This is a genomic window from Vogesella aquatica (genome assembly GCF_028548455.1).
Taxonomy (GTDB): Bacteria; Pseudomonadota; Gammaproteobacteria; order Burkholderiales; family Chromobacteriaceae; genus Vogesella; species Vogesella aquatica.
Window position 1 is genome coordinate 73,208 of the sequence record NZ_JAQQLF010000014.1, and the last position, 17,647, is coordinate 90,854.

At 64.9% G+C, this 17,647-nt stretch carries 17 protein-coding genes; 10 read left to right on the top strand and 7 right to left on the bottom strand.

Translation table 11 applies throughout. From position 1 onward, the window contains the following. Positions 1 to 24: 24 nt before the first annotated feature. From PQU95_RS12130 to PQU95_RS12140, 3 genes are all read right to left on the bottom strand, one after another. Entirely contained in the window at positions 25 to 1,203 is a 1,179-nt protein-coding gene (locus PQU95_RS12130) for a GGDEF domain-containing protein (RefSeq protein WP_272752265.1), read from the bottom strand. Positions 1,204 to 1,463: 260 nt separating this feature from the next. Beyond that, the gene (gene alr, locus PQU95_RS12135) at positions 1,464 to 2,531 is read right to left on the bottom strand and encodes an alanine racemase (RefSeq protein ID WP_272752266.1); all 1,068 of its coding nucleotides are present in this window, start codon (positions 2,529 to 2,531) and stop codon (positions 1,464 to 1,466) included. A 7-nt stretch (positions 2,532 to 2,538) separates the two neighbouring features. After that, positions 2,539 to 3,858 (bottom strand): D-amino acid dehydrogenase, encoded by a 1,320-nt coding sequence (locus tag PQU95_RS12140; protein ID WP_373321401.1) that lies wholly within the window; start codon positions 3,856 to 3,858, stop codon positions 2,539 to 2,541. 181 nt (positions 3,859 to 4,039) lie between these two features. On the opposite strand from PQU95_RS12140, the gene PQU95_RS12145 reads away from it, so the two are divergent. From PQU95_RS12145 to PQU95_RS12185, 9 genes are all read left to right on the top strand, one after another. Further along, positions 4,040 to 4,516: an Lrp/AsnC ligand binding domain-containing protein gene (locus PQU95_RS12145; protein ID WP_272752268.1), complete on the top strand. Its 477-nt coding sequence runs from the start codon at positions 4,040 to 4,042 to the stop codon at positions 4,514 to 4,516. Between the two features lie 76 nt (positions 4,517 to 4,592). Further along, positions 4,593 to 5,219, top strand: a complete 627-nt coding sequence (locus PQU95_RS12150; RefSeq protein WP_272752269.1) for a 4'-phosphopantetheinyl transferase family protein — start codon at positions 4,593 to 4,595, stop codon at positions 5,217 to 5,219. Positions 5,220 to 5,476: 257 nt separating this feature from the next. Continuing rightward, positions 5,477 to 6,676 (top strand): ammonium transporter, encoded by a 1,200-nt coding sequence (locus PQU95_RS12155; RefSeq protein WP_272752270.1) that lies wholly within the window; start codon positions 5,477 to 5,479, stop codon positions 6,674 to 6,676. Between the two features lie 142 nt (positions 6,677 to 6,818). Further along, positions 6,819 to 6,992 carry a hemin uptake protein HemP gene (gene hemP, locus PQU95_RS12160; RefSeq protein ID WP_272752271.1) on the top strand — a complete coding sequence of 58 codons (174 nt, stop codon included), beginning with the start codon at positions 6,819 to 6,821 and terminating at the stop codon, positions 6,990 to 6,992. A gap of 65 nt (positions 6,993 to 7,057) precedes the next feature. Continuing rightward, on the top strand, positions 7,058 to 9,157 hold the full coding sequence (locus PQU95_RS12165; RefSeq protein ID WP_272752272.1) for a TonB-dependent hemoglobin/transferrin/lactoferrin family receptor: 2,100 nt from the start codon (positions 7,058 to 7,060) through the stop codon (positions 9,155 to 9,157). 10 nt (positions 9,158 to 9,167) lie between these two features. Beyond that, positions 9,168 to 10,223 (top strand): hemin-degrading factor, encoded by a 1,056-nt coding sequence (locus PQU95_RS12170; RefSeq protein WP_272752273.1) that lies wholly within the window; start codon positions 9,168 to 9,170, stop codon positions 10,221 to 10,223. Next, positions 10,213 to 11,028: a heme/hemin ABC transporter substrate-binding protein gene (locus PQU95_RS12175; protein ID WP_272752274.1), complete on the top strand. Its 816-nt coding sequence runs from the start codon at positions 10,213 to 10,215 to the stop codon at positions 11,026 to 11,028. Before PQU95_RS12170 ends, PQU95_RS12175 begins: the two co-directional genes overlap by 11 nt. Next, positions 11,025 to 12,029: a FecCD family ABC transporter permease gene (locus PQU95_RS12180; protein ID WP_272752275.1), complete on the top strand. Its 1,005-nt coding sequence runs from the start codon at positions 11,025 to 11,027 to the stop codon at positions 12,027 to 12,029. Before PQU95_RS12175 ends, PQU95_RS12180 begins: the two co-directional genes overlap by 4 nt. Continuing rightward, positions 12,010 to 12,786, top strand: a complete 777-nt coding sequence (locus PQU95_RS12185; protein WP_272752276.1) for an ABC transporter ATP-binding protein — start codon at positions 12,010 to 12,012, stop codon at positions 12,784 to 12,786. The genes PQU95_RS12180 and PQU95_RS12185 overlap by 20 nt, the downstream gene beginning before the upstream one ends. Positions 12,787 to 12,919: 133 nt before the next feature. Here the strand turns inward: PQU95_RS12185 and map are convergent, their stop codons facing one another. Together map and PQU95_RS12195 are read right to left on the bottom strand one after the other, a co-directional pair. Next, entirely contained in the window at positions 12,920 to 13,717 is a 798-nt protein-coding gene (map, locus tag PQU95_RS12190; RefSeq protein ID WP_272752277.1) for a type I methionyl aminopeptidase, read from the bottom strand. Then, on the bottom strand, positions 13,714 to 13,947 hold the full coding sequence (locus PQU95_RS12195) for a ParD-like family protein (RefSeq protein WP_272752278.1): 234 nt from the start codon (positions 13,945 to 13,947) through the stop codon (positions 13,714 to 13,716). Before PQU95_RS12195 ends, map begins: the two co-directional genes overlap by 4 nt. A 417-nt stretch (positions 13,948 to 14,364) precedes the next feature. On the opposite strand from PQU95_RS12195, the gene PQU95_RS12200 reads away from it, so the two are divergent. Beyond that, the gene (locus PQU95_RS12200) at positions 14,365 to 14,841 is read left to right on the top strand and encodes a YbaK/EbsC family protein (RefSeq protein WP_272752279.1); all 477 of its coding nucleotides are present in this window, start codon (positions 14,365 to 14,367) and stop codon (positions 14,839 to 14,841) included. 80 nt (positions 14,842 to 14,921) lie between these two features. On the opposite strand, the gene PQU95_RS12205 is transcribed toward PQU95_RS12200, so the two are convergent. Then, positions 14,922 to 16,616, bottom strand: coding sequence for a methyl-accepting chemotaxis protein (locus tag PQU95_RS12205; RefSeq protein ID WP_272752280.1), 1,695 nt, complete (start codon positions 16,614 to 16,616; stop codon positions 14,922 to 14,924). 344 nt (positions 16,617 to 16,960) lie between these two features. Further along, positions 16,961 to 17,548 carry an SIS domain-containing protein gene (locus tag PQU95_RS12210; protein WP_272752281.1) on the bottom strand — a complete coding sequence of 196 codons (588 nt, stop codon included), beginning with the start codon at positions 17,546 to 17,548 and terminating at the stop codon, positions 16,961 to 16,963. Between the last annotated feature and the right edge of the window lie 99 nt (positions 17,549 to 17,647).

A 17,647-nucleotide genomic window follows, 5' to 3' on the forward strand; every position in this document is an offset into this window, starting at 1 on the left:
GCAGGTCGGCCACTGTATTGCTGACTAAGCCGTCTGCGCCAGTACGGCATCATCGCCGCTTACCACACGGTTGCGGCCCTGCTGTTTGGCCTGATACATGCGGGCATCGGCCAGCGCCAGCAGGGCCGGCCAGTCTGCTACCTCATCCTCATGCCATTCTGCCAACCCCATGCTGGCAGTCAGCGGCTGCCCGTCGGGGCGCAGACCCAAACCACGGCGGCGTACCCGGCGCAATACCAGCCGGGCCTGGGGCAAGGTGGTTTGCGGCAACAGCAGCAAAAACTCCTCGCCCCCCCAGCGGCACAGAATATCGCTTTTACGCAGCTGCAGGCCCAGGTCTGCGGCCAACCTTTTCAGTGTCTGGTCACCTGCGGCATGACCAAAGCTGTCGTTGATGGACTTGAAATGGTCCAGGTCGATAAACACTACCGCCAGCGGCATGCCGCTACGCTGGGCTTGTACCGCCAGCAGCTCCAGCATTTCTTCTGCACTGCGGCGCGAAAACACGCCGGTTAGCGGGTCGCGCACCGCCTGCCGTACCAGCGCCATCATGAACGCCAGCTGGGTGGTACAGGCCAGGGCTGACACCCCGGCGATCAGCACCTGCAGCCAGAAAGCCCCCCAGAACACCGGCGGCACCATGGCAGACCACTGCAGGTAACCGGATAGCAAATGTGCCAGCAACGCTGGCAGCGCAAACACCAGGCACTCCACCAGCGTCAGCGGAAAAATCGCCAGGCCTGCCAGCAACACAAAGGGCAAGAAGGTATAGCCGGCACTGATGATGCCGGACACCCCGACCAGCGAGTAATGGCTTAGCAGCAGGTGGGAAAACAGATAAAACAGCGACGGAATGGCAAACAGCATGGCCATGCCACGCCACGCCTGCAGCAGGCGGCCATCCGGGCGCAAGGCACGCGTGAGCCAGACAAAGGCGAGTGTCGCCAACAGGCGCAAGCCCGCCAGCTGCCAGGACAGCGGTGAAGGCAAGGTGTAAATATCCACCACAATCCACAAGGGCGTGAGGATGGAAAACAGGCACGAAAACAAGCGCACGCGGTTCAGCAGCATGTGGGCACGGCGGCTTGCCAGCAAGGGCATGTGCCGATGCGGCGACAGCAAGCTGCCGGCATCGCCGTGGCCAACTTCGCCTGGCAATAAGCCCAATACTTTTACCCAGAACAGCATAGACAGTCGGCCCATCACGTCCCTAGCATCTTCAATAAGGCTGCATTATCAAAACTATATCATTTCGATAGTTTGCTAAAAATCAAGGTAGCCGATATTTGCCATAGGGATAGCCATTTTCTGCCGACTTGCAGGCTTGCATGGCAGTACCATGCCCCTAAAACCCGCTTCATGCCGCCCAGGCTGCACGAAAAAGCCCCCTGCCATGACTGGCAAGGGGCTTTTATACAGCATGGCAAGCGCAACATTGTGCACTTCCATGCCATGGCTATGTGTTATTCGTAGCGGAAGTGTGCCCGCTTCACATTGCACAACACTTCGTAACCAATGCTGCCGGCGTGCGCCGCCACGTCGTTGACGCTGATAGTGTCGCCCCACAGCTCTACCGTACTGCCTACACCAGCCTGCGGAATGTCGGTGAGGTCTACCGTCATCATGTCCATCGACACACGGCCGATGACGCGGCTTGCGATGCCGTCGATCAGCACCGGGCTGCCGGTGGACGCCAGCCGCGGGTAGCCGTCGGCGTAGCCACAGGCCATCAGGCCGACACGGGTGGGCCGCTCGGTATGGAACGATGCGCCGTAGCCCACCGGCTCGCCCACACCCAGCTCGCGCACGCCAAAAATACGGGTGGTGAGCTGCATCACCGCCTTGAGGCCAACGTTGGCCGCATGGCCGGCCGGCAGCGGCGTGGCGCCGTACAGCATGATGCCGGGGCGGCCCCAGTCGCGGCGGGCGTCGGCGTGGATCATGATGCCGGCCGAGTTGGCCAGGCTGGTTTCCCCGCCCAGGCCGGCGGTGGCGGCGTCGAAAGCGGCAATCTGCGCGTCGGTGGCCGGGCAACCCGGCTCGTCGGCCCGGGCAAAGTGCGTCATCTTGACGATGGCGTCCACTTTGCCGCTCTCTTGCAGCTCGCGGTAGGCGGTGGCGTAATCGGCCGGGAAGAAGCCGGCTCGGTGCATGCCGGAATCCATTTTCAGCCACACGCGGTACGGCTTGGCGGCCGGTGCGGCCAACAGCATGGCCAGCTGCTCGCGGTTCTGCACCACCAGCCACAGGCCGTGCGCCTGCACCTCGGCCAGCTCGGCCGCCTCGAACACGCCTTCCAGCAGCAGGATGGGCAGGCTGATGCCTGCAGCACGCAGCTGCAGCGCCTCTTCCAGGCAGGCCACGGCGTAACCGTCGGCCACGTCGGCCACCGCCTGGGCGCAGCGCACCGCGCCGTGGCCGTAGGCGTTAGCCTTCACCACAGCCAGCGCGCGGCCGCCGTGCTGCTGGCGCGCCAGCAGGTAGTTATGTCGGAAATGAGCCAGACGGATCGATGCAATCAATGGGCGCATGGCAGTCTCAGGCTTTGGCCGCAGCGGGCTGGAACATCGGCACCACCAGGGTTTCGCCTTGTTTGGCGTAACGCTGCATCGACAGGCCATCTACCAGGATTTCCGGCTGCGTGCCGGTGATCAGGTCGGCCAGCACCTTGCCGGAACCGGCGCACATCGTCCAGCCCAGCGTGCCGTGGCCGGTGTTCAGCGACAGGTTGCTGTAGCGGGTGCCGCCGATAATCGGCGTACCGTCCGGGGTCATCGGGCGCAGGCCGGTCCAGAACTCGGCGCGCGACACGTCGCCGCCGTCCGGATACAGGTCGGTCACCACCATTTCCAGCGTGGCGCGGCGTTTCGGGTTCAGGCTGAGGTCGAAACCGGCCAGCTCTGCCATACCGCCCACGCGGATGCGGTCGTCAAAGCGGGTAATGGCAATCTTGTAGGTTTCGTCCAGCACGGTGGACACCGGCGCGCCCTTGGCGTTGGTGATCGGCACCGTCAGCGAGTAGCCTTTTACCGGATAGACCGGAATGTCGATGCCGATGGCCTTGACCATTTCGCGCGAGTAGCTGCCGGTGGCAACCACATAGTGATCGGCGCTCAGCAGCTCGCCTTCCACCACCACGCCGGTGACTTTGTCACCGTAAGTCTGGATGCTGTCGATGCTCTTGCCCCACAGGAACTTCACGCCCAGCCCGGCGCACATTTCGGCCAGGCGGGTGGTGAACATCTGGCAATCACCGGTATCGTCGTTCGGCAGGCGCAGGCCGCCCTTCAGCTTGTGCTTGGTCTTTTTCAGCGCCGGCTCGATGCGGGCGCAGCCGTCGGCGTCCAGCACTTCGTAAGCCACACCGCACTCTTTCAGCACCTCGATGTCCTTGCCCATGGCGTCCACCTGCTGCTGGCTGCGGAACAGCTGCAGCGTGCCGCCCTCGCGGCCTTCAAAACCCAGGCCGGTTTCGGCTTTCAGCTCGCGGATCTTGTCACGGCTGTACTCGGCCAGGCGCATCATGCGGCCTTTATTGACGTTGTAGGCCTGCGGGTTGCAGTTGGCGAACATGCGCGCCATCCATTCCCACTGGTAGGTGCTGCCATCCACGCGGATAGCCAGTGGAGCGTGTTTCTGGAACAGCCACTTCATCGCCTTGGCCGGGATGCCGGGCGCCGCCCACGGCGCAGCGTAACCCGGGGATATCTGGCCGGCATTGGCAAAGCTGGTTTCCAGCGCGGGGCCGGGCTGACGTTCCACCACGGTGACGTCGACGCCGGATTTGGCCAGATACCACGCAGTGGAAATACCGATGACTCCACCACCAAGAACGATGACTTTCATGTTTACCTCCAGGCTACCCTGTTGAAACAGGACAGCGCGGGCTGTCCTGTCGTGTGTGCAATCGGCGGCTGTTACCGCTCAGTGAATTTGCGTAGTATATTGATTAAAACGCAGTTTTTTTCACTTATGTTTAACAATCAAGCAGTGTATACCACTGCAAATAAATGGAAAAACAGTGAAACCGCAACGCAACATGGACAAAACTCGCCAGCTGGACAAACTGGACATCAAGATCCTGCAACAATTGCAGGCCAACGCCCGCATCGCCATGACCGAGCTAGCCGAAAAAGTGGGCCTGTCCACCACCCCCTGCACCGAGCGCGTACGGCGGCTGGAGCGCGAGGGCGTGATCGAAGGCTACCACGCCCACCTGAACCCGCAGGCGCTGGGCGCCAGCCTGCTGGTGTTCGTGGAGATCAAACTGTCGGCCAAATCCGGCGATATCTTCGACGCCTTCCGCCGCGAGGTACAAAAGCTGCCGGATATACAGGAATGCCACCTGGTGTCGGGCGAGTACGACTACTTATTAAAGGTGCGCTTACCCGACATGTCCATGTACCGCAAGATCCTGGGCGACATTCTGCTGAAGCTGCCGCAAGCCAACGAATCGCGCAGCTACGTGGTCATGGAGGAAGTCAAAGAGACCCTGTTGCTGAATCTGGAAGCCTGAAACCATCATGCCGCGTGACTTGACAGTCATTCCTGACTAAGCTTCCGGCAATGACAACCGACTCCAACAGCCCGTTATGAATACCCTGATCCTGCTGGACCGACTGCCAGACCCACTTATGCAAGACGGCGTTGCCCAGCGCGAGGCACTGAAAACCCTGGGCCGCCAGCTGGCGCTACAAGCCGCCTCGCAACTGATATCGCTGCCACTGCGACACTTCGCCCTGGACAGCGACAAGCCGCACTACCTGCTATTGGAGGGCGCACCGGCGCCGCTGGGGCTATCCATCAGCCACAGCGGGCCGTGGGTAGCAGCGGCCGTGTCGGCCTGTCGCCCGCTGGGGCTGGATATCGAACAAACCACCCGCTCCCGCAATGCCGACGATTTGGCCGAGCTGCTATCGGCTGACGAAGCCGCCTGGCTAGCCGCCCAGCCGGAAGACAGCCTGCCAGGCGACCCGTTCTGGTGCATCTGGACGCTGAAAGAAGCGCTGGGCAAATACTGCGGTCGGCGCTGGGAGACGCCACAGCAGACTGGCAGCATCCACCAGCTGGACCACTACGCCGCCCACCTGGCGCTACCGGATAGCGGGCTGATACTGGCGATTACCGCGCCAGCCGCGCTGGACTGCCAGCTGCAGTGCGGCCAGCAAAAAGCCGCGCGCGTCAAACTGCAGCCGTGGCCGGGTTACCTGCGCCGCTAAGCTGCCGGCAGACGGGGCGCCGCCGGCCTGGCAGCAGCCCGCTGCATGCGGCCAACCATTACGGTGCACGCAAGGCACAACATCGGTGCAATGGCTGCTTTACGCACCAAATACTTGCGCCTTGTCGCCCGCTTTGCGTGCCCGCCACCTGGCCCGCCCCGCAGCCGGGCAATCCCCCACACCGCGCCGCACCGAAATAGCCCGTCTGGCACTGTTATTGCTCACCCTGCACCAGAATATCAATCAGGGAGCAAGAGATGCCTGCCACCACCCCCAACGACGTACTGTTCCTGCTGCTGGGCGCCGTGATGATCCTGGCCATGCACGCCGGCTTTGCCTTTCTGGAGCTGGGCACCGTGCGCAAGAAAAACCAGGTCAACGCGCTGGTGAAGATCCTCACCGACTTTGCCGTGTCGGCCATTGCCTACTTCTTTGTCGGCTACAGCGTGGCCTACGGCGTGGATTTTCTGGCCGATGTAAAGCACATCAGCCAGGCCAACGGCTACGAGCTGGTGAAGTTCTTCTTCCTGCTCACCTTCGCCGCCGCCATCCCCGCCATTGTGTCCGGCGGCATTGCCGAGCGCGCCAAGTTCCACCCGCAGTCCGCCGCCACCTTCCTGCTGGTGGGCTTGGTGTACCCGTTCTTTGAAGGCATTGCCTGGAACGGCCACTTCGGCGTGCAAGACTGGCTGGCGGCCAACCTGGGCGCACCATTCCACGACTTTGCCGGCTCGGTAGTGGTACACGCGGTAGGCGGCTGGATCGGCCTGGCCGCCGTGCTACACCTGGGCGCGCGTCGCGGCCGCTACAGCAAGGAAGGCCGCGTGGCCGCGCACCCGCCGTCGTCCATCCCCTTCCTGGCGCTGGGCGCGTGGATCCTGATTGTGGGCTGGTTCGGCTTTAACGTGATGAGCGCACAAAAGATCGCCGGCATTTCCGGCCTGGTGGCGATGAACTCGCTGATGGCCATGGTGGGCGGCACACTCACCGCCATGTGGCTGGGCAAAAACGACCCGGGCTTTATCCATAACGGCCCGCTGGCCGGCCTGGTAGCCGTGTGCGCCGGTTCCGACATCATGCACCCTGTCGGCGCCCTGATCGTCGGCGGCGTGGCCGGTGCCATGTTTGTGTGGCTGTTCACTCTCACGCAAAACCGCTGGAAGATAGACGACGTGCTGGGCGTGTGGCCGCTGCACGGCCTGTGCGGCGCCTGGGGCGGCATTGCCGCCGGTATCTTTGGCCTGGAAGCGCTGGGCGGCGCCGGCGGCGTCACGCTGATGTCGCAGCTGGCCGGCACCGCCGCCGGTGTGGCCGTGGGTTTTGGCGGCGGCTATATCGTGTACGGCGTGCTGAAGAAAACCGTGGGCATCCGTCTGAGCGACGAAGAAGAATTCAACGGCGCCGACCTGTCCATCCACCAGATTACCGCCACGCCGGAACGCGAGAGCAACTGGTAAGGTTGGCCGCAAACCACCCAAAACCCCGCCACTGGCGGGGTTTTGTGCTTCTTCAATGCAGAAATATCGCAGTGCCGTGCGCGCCATAAGCAAACAGTTGCCTTTGATGTTAATAAGAATTATTATCATCAAAGGAGGTGACATGATGACGCCCGCACCCGCACTGCAAGCCAAACCAGCCGTAGACAAGCAGCCATACACAGTACTGGATACCCGCACGCTGTTTGCGCGCGACCGCCAGCTGCTGATCTGCCATCGCGGCGAGTACTACCGTCTGCAACTGACGCAAAACGACAAACTGATACTGGTGAAGTAACACCGCAACCACCCCACCGAGCCAGCCATCGCCAGCCACGGTGCCACGCATACAGGAGAAGATCCGTGTCCAAGGATCGCATTACCCTGGCGGGCATTTGTCTGACGACAGTGGCCCTGCCTGTTTTTGCCGACAGCCCCACCGTGCTGGACACCACCACGGTCACCGCCAACCGCATCAGCGAACAGCTGGCCGACACCGCCCCCAATATCTCGGCCGTTGGCCGCAAGCAGCTGGACCGCCAGCACGCCAGCGACCTAGACAGCTTGCTCGCACAGGAACCCGGCGTGTCGGTGTCCGGCGACCAGGGCCGCCGCGGCAACGCCGGCGTCACCATCCGCGGTATCGAAACCAACCGCATCCTGATGCAGGTAGACGGCACCCGCCTGCCCGACGCCTACATGAGCGGCAGCAGCGCCATTTCCGGCCGCGACCTGGTAGAGCCGGACACCCTGCGCCAGATCGACATCATCAAGGGCCCGGCCTCGGCGCTGTTCGGCAGCGACGCCATCGGCGGCGTGATCAGCCAGCACACCTTCGAGCCGGCCGACTTTGTCGACCGCGACAAGCCGCTGCACTTTGGCCTGAAGCAATCGTACTACGGCGCCCGCCACGGCAGCGCCACCACCGCCACGGTAGCCGCCGCCGGCGACAATACCGCTGCCATGCTGATGCTGACCCAGCGCCGCGCCCACCAGCTGGACACCCCGGCCAGCCGCGACATCGAAGGCGGCCAGCGCACCGTAGCCGACCCGCAGCTGACCGACACCCGCAACGTGCTGGCCAAGGTAGCGCTAGGCCAGGACGGCCCGCACCAGCTGCTGCTGGGCGTGGAAAGCTTCGACCGCCAGCGCCAGACCGAGCTGCTCAGCGCCCGCGGCGCCGCCACCGGCTATAGCGTGCGCGACCGCGACAGTGACGACGACACCCGCCGCCAGCGCTACAGCGCCGAATACCGCTACCAGGGCGATGGCAGCCTGGCTGCGGCCAACCTCAAGCTGTACCAGCAAACGCTGCGCAACGAAGACAAGGCGGTAGAAGTGCGCAACACCGGCACCCGCTACGAAAACCACCGTTTCGACCAGGACATTAGCGGGCTGGACGGCCAGCTGGAATGGCGCCTCGGCGAGCACCGCGTGCTGACCGGCATCGAAGCCACCCGTACCGACACGGCACGCCTGACGCGCACCACCGCCGGCAGCACCACCAGCAGCAGCAAGACCTTCCCCGACAACCGCAGCGAGCGCCTGGGCCTGTTCGTGCAGGATCAGTTCCGCCTGGGCAGCCTCACCGTTACCCCGGCGCTGCGCTACGACCGCTACACCATGACGCCGCAAAGCGACGCCATCTACCAGGCCAGCAGCGGCGGCGCGGTACCGGTCAGCCGCTTCCAGGACAGCGCCTGGTCGCCCCGGCTGGGCCTGAGCCTGCCGCTGGCCGACGGCATTACCGGCTTTGCCAACCTCAGCACCGGCTTTCGCGCACCGCCGTTCGACAGCTCGTTCATGACCTTCAACAACGCGCAGGCCGGCTACCGCATCATCCCCAACGCCAAGCTGAAGTCGGAAACCTCGCGCGGCATCGAGCTGGGCAGCAAATACCAGCGCGGCAGCGTCAGCGGCCAACTTACCGCCTTCTACAACCGCTACAGCCACTTCATCGATACCGTCACCCTGGGTAGCGACCGCGCCTCGCCGCGCGGCATCTTCCAGTACCAGAACCTGGACAGCGTACAGACGCACGGCGTGGAAGCCCGCGCCGGCTGGCAGGCCAACAACTCGCTATTGCTAGACGGCAGCCTGGCCTGGGCGCACGGCAGCAACCGCAAAACCGGCACCCCGCTGAACAGCATCGACCCGCTGAAAGCCACGCTGGGCGCGCACTACCAGCAGGGGCAATGGGGTAGCGACGTGCTGATCACGCTGGTTGCCGCCAAAACCCGCGCCGCCAGCGCCAGCCAGTTCAAGGCCCCCGGCTACGGCACGCTGGACATGGGCGGCTGGCTGAAGCTGGGCAAGCAGACCACGCTGCGCGCCACGGTGCACAACGTGGGCGACAAGAAATACTGGCAGTGGGCCGACGTGAAAAACATCACCGGCAGCGCTGTGGACTTCTACGCCCAGGCCGGCCGCAGTGTCAGCGCCAGCCTGGAAACCCGCTTCTGAAAGGACCGCCATGAACGCACCCCTTACCCTGCTGCAGCGCTACGAGGCGCTGAAAGCCGAACAGGTCCACCTGCGCCAGCGTGATGCCGCCACGCAGCTGGGCGTCAGCGAAGCGCAGCTGCTGGCCTGCCTGCCGGGCAGTACCCGCCTGCGCTGCAACCTGCCGGCCCTGCTGCCGCGCCTGGCCGAGCTTGGCACGCTGAAAGCCATCACCCGCAACGAACTGGCGGTACACGAGAAAGACGGCCGCTACGACAAGCTGACGCTGTCCGACAAAGTGGGCCTGGTGCTCAACCCCGGCCAGCTCGACCTGCGCCTGTTCCCCGCGCACTGGGCCCACGCCTACGCCGCCGAGCAGGCCAGCCCGCGTGGCACGCTGCGCTCGCTGCAGTTCTACGACGCCGCCGGCCACGCCATCCACAAGCTGTACCTGAAACAAGACAGCGCCGTACCTGCCTGGCAGGCGCTGGTGGCCGAGTTTGCCGATACGGCCAGCACGCCGGTGTTCGACAGCAGCAACGTCGACGCTGCCCCGGCCAGCCAGCCGCTGCCGGCCGGCTTCGACGCCGCCGCCTTTGCCGATGCCTGGCTGGCGCTGCAGGACGTGCACCACTTCCACGGCCTGCTGCGCAAACACGGCCTCACCCGGCAGCAAGCGTTCCGCCACGCGCCGGCCGGCCACGCCTGGCCGCTGGCCGGCGACGCGGTAGACCGCCTGCTGCGCGGCGCCGCCGACAGCGCGCTGCCGATCATGGTGTTTGTCGGCAACCGCGGCATGGTGCAGATCCATACCGGTGCGCTACAGCGCGTGCAACGCATCGGCGAGTGGCTGAACATCCTCGACCCCGGCTTCAACCTGCACCTGCAGGACAGCTGCCTGCACGAAACCTGGCTGGTGCGCCGCCCCACGCGGGACGGCATCATCACCGCCATCGAAGCGTTCGACGCCGACGGCCACAGCATCGTCAGCTTCTTCGGCCAGCGCATCGAGGGCGAGCCGGAACTGGCCGGCTGGCGCGAGTTGGCCGCCGCCCTGCCGCGCAAGGAGGCCAACCATGTGGCGTAAACGCCTGCCGCTATTGCTGGCACTGGCGATGGCCCACGCCCTGGCTGCCGCCCCGGCACAACCGGCGGCCGGCCCGCGCGTGGTGGCGCTCACCGCCGACGTGGCCGAAATCGTGCTGGCGCTGGACGCGCAGCACTTGCTGGTTGGCCGCGACAAGCTGGCGCGCCAGCCGCAGCTGGCCCGCGTGCCCGAGATCGGCAGCTCACGCGCGCTGACCCCGCAGCCGGTACTGGCCAGCAAGCCCGACCTGGTGCTGGGCAGCGACCAGGCGCAGCCGCCCGCCATCTACGACCAGCTGCAGGCGCTGGGGCTAAAGGTTGGCCGCATCCGCCACAGCGAAGACCCGGCGGCCTTTGCCGACGGCATTCGCCAGGTGGGGCAGGCGCTGGGGCAGGCACCGCGTGCCGAACAGCTGGCCGCACGCTGGCTGCAGGCGCTGCAACCGCAGGCCGGCAAGGGCAAGCGCGTGCTGTTCAGCTACGACGGCCGGCTGGTGGCCGGTAGCGGCACCGCTGGCGACGCCATCATCCGCGCCGCCGGCGCCGTGAACGCCGCCGCCGACGTGCAGGGCTTTTTGCCGATGACGCCGGAGGCGTGGCTGCGCGCAGCGCCGGACGTGGTGATCGTGGCCGCGCACAACGCGCCGGTATTCGGCAGCCTGGCGGCGCTGAAAGCACGGCCAGAGCTGGCCACCAGCCCGGCGGTAAAAGCGAACCGCGTGCTGGCCTGGCCGGCAGCCGACTTCCTGCGCCTGGGCGTGGCCAGCCCGGCCACGGTGCAGAAACTGCGGGCGCTGGCGTCATGAGCGGCAGCCGCACGCTGGCCGCCCTGCCCGCCTGGCCGCGCTTGCCGGGTATCGGTTTAGGGTTGGCCGCAGCAGGCGGGCTGGCGCTGATCTGGCTGCTGGCCGGTTTTGGCGGCGGGCAGTGGCAGGCGCCGGACTGGAACGACCCCATCGTGCGCCAGCTACGGCTGCCGCGCATCGTCAACGCGCTGCTGGTGGGCGCGGCACTGGCGATGAGCGGCGCGGCGCTGCAGGCGCTGTTCCGCAACCCGCTGGCCGACCCGGGGCTAATCGGCACTTCGTCCGGCGCCGCGCTGGGGGTGATCGGCGTCATCGCGCTGGGCATCGGCGGCCTCAGCGTGCCGCTGGCGGCATTTGGCGGCGGCCTGGCCGTGACCGCGCTGATCCTGCTGCTGAACCGCCTGCTGCAAGGCGGCCAGGCCGGGTTGCTGATCATCGGCGTGGTGGTGGGGGCGTGCTGCGGCGCCATGGTCAGCCTGCTGCTGTTCCTGTCCGACGACCTGACGCTGCGCGGCGCCATGAGCTGGCTGTCCGGCAGCCTGGCCGAGGCGCGTTTTGCCGAACACGGCTACGTGCTGCCGGTGATGGCGCTGGGCGCGGCCACGCTGCTGCTGGTGGCGCGCGACCTGGACTGCCTGCTGCTGGGCGACGACACCGCCCGCTCGCTGGGGGTACAGGTTGGCCGCACCCGCACCCTTACCGCCGTTGGCGCGGCGCTGCTGGCCGGCGGTGCGGTGACGCTATCCGGCATCATCGGCTTTGTCGGCATGATGGTGCCCAACGCCATCGCCCTGCTGGGCGGCGGCACCCGGCGCCAGCTGATGCTGTGGTCGGCCTGGGTCGGCGCCTTGTTCTTGCTGCTGATCGACACCCTGGGCCGCGAGCTGGCCTACCCGGTAGACCTGCCGGCTGGCGTGATGGCGGCCTTTGCCGGGCCGGTGTTCTTTTTATGGTTGTTCCGTCGCCTGCAAGGAGGCCGCCATGCGCGCCCCCGCCTTTGAGCTGGACCACATTGCGGTGCACGCCGGTGCCCGCTGCCTGTTCAGCGCCCGCCAGCTGCACATCCCTGCTGGCAGCCTGTGCGCCATCATCGGCCCCAACGGTGCCGGCAAGACCACGCTGCTACGCGCGCTGGCCGGTTTTCATGGCGACTGCCACGGCCACAGCCTGGGGCAACCGCTGCGCGCCGGCCAGCCGCGCCCGCTGGCCTGGGTAGGCCAGCACGAAGGCGCCGACAGCCCGCTGTGCGTGGCCGACTACGTGATGCTGGGCCGCCGCCCGCAGCTGGGCTGGCTGGGGCGCAGCAGCGCGGCCGACCAGCAGGCGGTGGCGCGGGCGCTGGACAGCATGGCGCTGCCAGGCCTGGCCGGGCAGCGGCTGGCCACGCTGTCCGGCGGCGAGCGCCAGCGCGCCGCCATTGCGCGGGCGCTGGCACAGGACACGCCGCTGATGCTGCTGGACGAGCCGTGCAACCATCTGGACATCCGCCACCAGCAGTTGCTGCTGCGCCAGCTGCAGCAACTGGCACGCCAGGGGCGTACGCTGGTCTGCGTACTGCACGAGCTACAACTGGCGGCCAACTTTGCCGACTGGCTGCTGCTGGTGGCCGACGGCGAGTTGGTGGCGCAAGGCCGGCCGGACGCGGTGCTGCACGGCGACCTGCTCAGCCAGGTGTACCGCTGGCCGATCCGCGCCGAACGCCAGCCCGTTAGCGGGCGCTGGCAGCTGGACGTCTACGGCCACGGCGCCGTGGCCTGAGCAACCCAGCACATGCTGCCCCGTACGAGAAAACAAAAGCCCCTGTCTGCTGACAGGGGCTTTTTTGCTTTTCACACGACACGGCTGTGAATTCAACGGCTTGCGTACTGCATGCCGCATCATGCCGGCACGGTCAGACCGGCGCGTAGCTGCCCACGCCGTCCGGCCAGCGCGTCAGCACGTCGTAGCCGTCTTCGGTCACCACCACCATGTGTTCCCACTGCGCCGACAGCGAGCGGTCCTTGGTTACCACGGTCCAGCCGTCGGCCAGCTGGCGGATGTCGGCCTTGCCGGCGTTGATCATCGGCTCGATGGTGAAGATCATGCCCGGCGCCAGCGTCAGGCCGGTGCCGGGGCGGCCGTAGTGCAGTACCTCCGGCTCGGTGTGGTACACGGTGCCGATGCCGTGGCCGCAGTACTCGCGCACCACGCTAAAGCCCTCGCGCAGCGCCACCTGCTGGATGGCGTGGCCCACGTCGCCCAGGCGCGCACCGGGGCGCACGGCGCGGATGCCGGCGCACATTGCCTCGTAGGTGGTGTCCACCAGCCGCTTGGCCAGCGGCGACGGCTCGCCCACGTAGTACATGCGGCTGCTGTCGCCGAACCAGCCGTCCTTGATCACCGCCACGTCGATGTTGACGATGTCGCCGTCCTGCAGCGGCTTGTCGTTGGGAATACCGTGGCAGATCACGTCGTTGACCGACGCGCAGATGGTTTTGGGGTAGCCGTGGTAGCCGATATTGGCCGGCTTGGCCTGCTGCACATTGACGATGTACTCGCGGCAGATGCGGTCCAGCTCGTTAGTGCTGACACCGGGCTTCACGTACTGGCCGATCATCTGCAGCAGTTCGGCCGCCAGCGCACCGGCGCGGCGTGATTGTTCGATCTCGCCGGCGTTGCGGCGGATCACTTGTCTTTGCTTACCGCTCATGGCGTGTCCTCTCGGGTAGCGGGTGGTAAGGAGATGCCCGGCAGCGGCTCGCCCGCTTCGGCGCGGATCAGCAACTGGCAGATGTCACTGTAGCTCAGGCGCGGGTTCAGTTCGGCCAGCATGCCGACGCGCAGCCAGTGCTCGGCCTGGGCGTTGATGGAGCGGCACAAGGCGCTGCTGGTCTGGCGCAACGTTTCGTGCATCTGTTCGGAAATCTTGACGATACCCACGGCCATCTCGCTATACGTTTTATATATGTTTCGTATATTAGCAGTTGGCCGTGCCAACCGCCAGCCGGGCTACTCTGTGCCGCTGCCGCCACAGAGTAGCCATCTGCCAGCAAGGTGGGCGCAGGGTTCGATACGTAGCGCACACACCGCGTGTACACCACGTACCCGAACACCCGGCAGGGAGATTGCCATGCCCCGGGCTGTATACAAGACACAACGGCAGCAGCCCCCAGGATCAGCCACGGCACCAGCTGCAAAAAATGCTAAAGCATGCCGACAAGCTGATCATGCTGGCCATCCCCCCAGCGGCAACGCCATCATCCATCATGCAACAGGGCCCGCAATGGTAAGCACAACAGCATTGGCAGGCCGGCACGCAATATCGATAATGGGCTTTTTGCTGCGAAGGGACTACAGATGAGCTTGCAATCGGTACGCGATTACTTTGCCCGCCACGCGCCGGACATCGACATCATCGAGCTGGAAACCAGCACCGCCACGGTAGCGTTGGCCGCAGCAGCGCATGGCGTCGAGCCGGGGCGCATTGCCAAGACACTGGCGTTTCGCCTGACAGAGGAGCGCACCATCCTGCTGGTGGCGCGTGGTGATGCACGCATCGACAACAAGAAGTTCAAGGCGGCGTTCAGCAAGGGGCGCATGCTGCCGGCCGAGGAGGTGCAGGCGCTGACCGGCCACCCGGTGGGCGGGGTGTGCCCGTTTGGCCTGGCGACACCGCTTCCGGTTTATGTGGATGTATCACTGCAGGATTTTGACGAAGTACTACCGGCAGCTGGCGATGTCCACACTGCGGTACGCATCAGCCCGGCGCACCTGACCGAGCTGGTAAACGGGCAATGGGTAGACTGCTGCCAGGCACAAACCGAAGACGCCTGACACAGGTGGCCAGCATGCCAAAGCCCTGCCGACAGTGCCGGCAGGGCTTTGTATTCATGTAACAAGGTTGGCCGCAACCCTTACAGCACCGGCACCCCTACCCCCACAGCCTGCATGCCGTCACCACCGCGGCTCTGCCCTGGCTGCGGCAGGTTGAAAAAGTCGATCGTGGCTTTCAGCTCGTGCGCCATCTGCTCCATCTGCTCAGCCGACGAAGCCGTCTGCACTGCCGCCGAGCTGGTTTCTTCCGACATCTGCGCTACCTGCTCCACATTGCTGGCCACCATGCCGCTGGCCGATTGCTGCTCGGCCAGCGCAATGGAAATGGACGCCACCGAGTCGTTAATGCGTGCCATATTGCTGCTGATACCGGTTACCGCCTCGCGTGCCTGCAGGGTTTGCTGCAGGCCGGCATCCATCTCGTCTACCGTGGCGTGAATAGTCTTTACCACCTGCTGGCTGCTGCTGACCATCTCGGTAATGATGGTGCCGATCTCGGCGGTAGACTGCGCGGTGCGCTCGGACAGCTTGCGCACTTCGTCGGCCACCACGGCAAAGCCCCTGCCCTGCTCGCCGGCACGCGCCGCCTCGATGGCCGCGTTCAACGCCAGCAGGTTGGTCTGCTCGGCCACGTCACGGATCACCTGTACCACATTGGAAATCTGCTGCGACTTGGCACCCAGCAGGTCGGCCTGCTGCTGCGAGCCGCGCGCCATGTCGGCCACGGTATTGATGGTGCCCAGCGTACGGTCGATGATGCGCTCGCCATCCAGCGCCAGGCTGCCCGATGCCTTGGCGTCTACCGCCACTTCGCGGGCGTTGTCGCTCACCGAGCTGATGCTGACCGACAGCTGCTCTACCGACGCCGACATGGCCGCGGCAGCGCGGGTTTGCTCCTCGGTACTCACCGCCACTTGTTCCGATGCGGCGGCCAGCTCGCTGGCGTTCACGCTCAGCCGTGCAATGATGCTTTCCAGGTTGCGTACCAGCCCAATCAGCCCGCTTTGCATGGCACCCATGGACGCCACCACGCTGCTGCTGTCGCCCGCGCGGATCTGCAGCTTCTGGCTAAGGTCGCCCTTGGCAATGCGCTGCGCCAGCGCAACCACATCCTTGGGCTCGCCCCCCAGTTGCGCCAGCAGGTTACGGATGATCTGCCAGGCCAGCACCGCACCAAACAGCACACCGGCCACCATCAGCATGGCCGACAGGCGTGCGCTGAAATTGGCACTTTCTTCCGACTTGGCATATTCCTGGGCCGCTACTTTCAGCTGCAAGTCGATCAGTGCGGAGATGCTGCCGGAGACCGGGTCCAGTGCGGGGTAGAGCTGCTTGTTGTTGAATACCAGTAGCGGCGCTTCGTCACCGGCTTCTACCAGACGGCGCAGTTCGTCCACCGCACTGTCGGCACCCTTCATGGCCTGCTCGGCCTGACCCGCCAGCGCCAGCTCCTGGTCGGTAAGGTAGGTGGAACGGTACGCATGCCATTCCCTGCCGATAGTGGCACGGGCGCTATCCAATTCTTTCAGAAAGGTTACCTTGTCCATGGCGCCGGCATGCACTTTGTGCGCCGCATCCACAATGCTCACCGCGTAGCCGTCGCTGACTTTTTTCAGCTGCTGCAACGGCACCACCCTGTCGTAATAAGTACTTGAAAAATCTTTCAAAATAGCCGACTGGGTATGCATGCCATAAGCACCCAAGGTCATGGCAATCGCCAGCAGAACAATAACCAGTACGGTAAGGCGCTGGCCGATAGTCAGTGTAGGCAACATGGTCACGCTCCAAATTTCGATAAGTTTTGCAACTGTATTTTGAAACTAAACTTATTGATATGTAGCGCCCAGCTTGGGTGCCGTCAATCGAAAACATGCGGTATAAGTATTTCTACCTAGCAGGCTGTGCCAGCCACTTCCGGGTAGAAAATGCCATCATGCTGGCTATTGCGCCGCACAAAAAGCACGACCTGCCAGCCTGGCCGCCCGATAGAAATAAAATACCAATTAAATACCAAATTAATAACAGCTGGCGTCAGGCAAGCGCAGCACCGCTTAACCCAGAAGCATGCAGACATGAAAAAACCCGCCACACGGGCGGGTTGGCCGGCTAGCGGGCGGGCTCAGGCGTAATTGGCCGGGAACAACGCGCGCTCTACCGATTCGATCAGGATGTGGATCACCTTGATGTGTAGCTCCTGCACCCGGTCGGCGTACTGGCCGCCCGGCGTGCACACGTCGATATCGGCCAGGCCGCCGATGACCGAACCCGGGCGGCCGGTGAGCGACACCACCACCATGCCGCGCGCTTTGGCCGCATTTACCGCCGCCAGAATGTTCTTGCTGGTACCGCTGGTGCTGATCGCCAGCAGTACGTCGCCAGCGCCGGCGTGCGCTTCCAGGTAACGCGAGAAGATGGCTTCGTAGCCGTAGTCGTTGCCCACGCAGCTGATATGGCTGGGGTCGCTGATGCTGGCTGCCGGCAGCGCGCGGCGGTCGTTGCGGTAGCGGCCGGACAGCTCCTCGGCAAAGTGCATGGCGTCGCACATCGAGCCGCCGTTGCCGCAGCTGAACACGCGCCGGCCGTTATTGAACGCATTGACCAGCGCATCGCCGGCCGCCTCGATGGCAGACAGCGCCTGCGGGTTGGACAGCAGGGCATCCAGCGCGCTGCGGGCTTCGGTGAGGGTGGCAACAATATGCGGTTTCATAGGCGAGGCGTGTTCTGTATAGCGAGTCGATGCGGCATTTTACCCGTGCTTTGCCGCGCCATCACCCATCATCTGTACACAAAATGGCAGCAAAGCGGA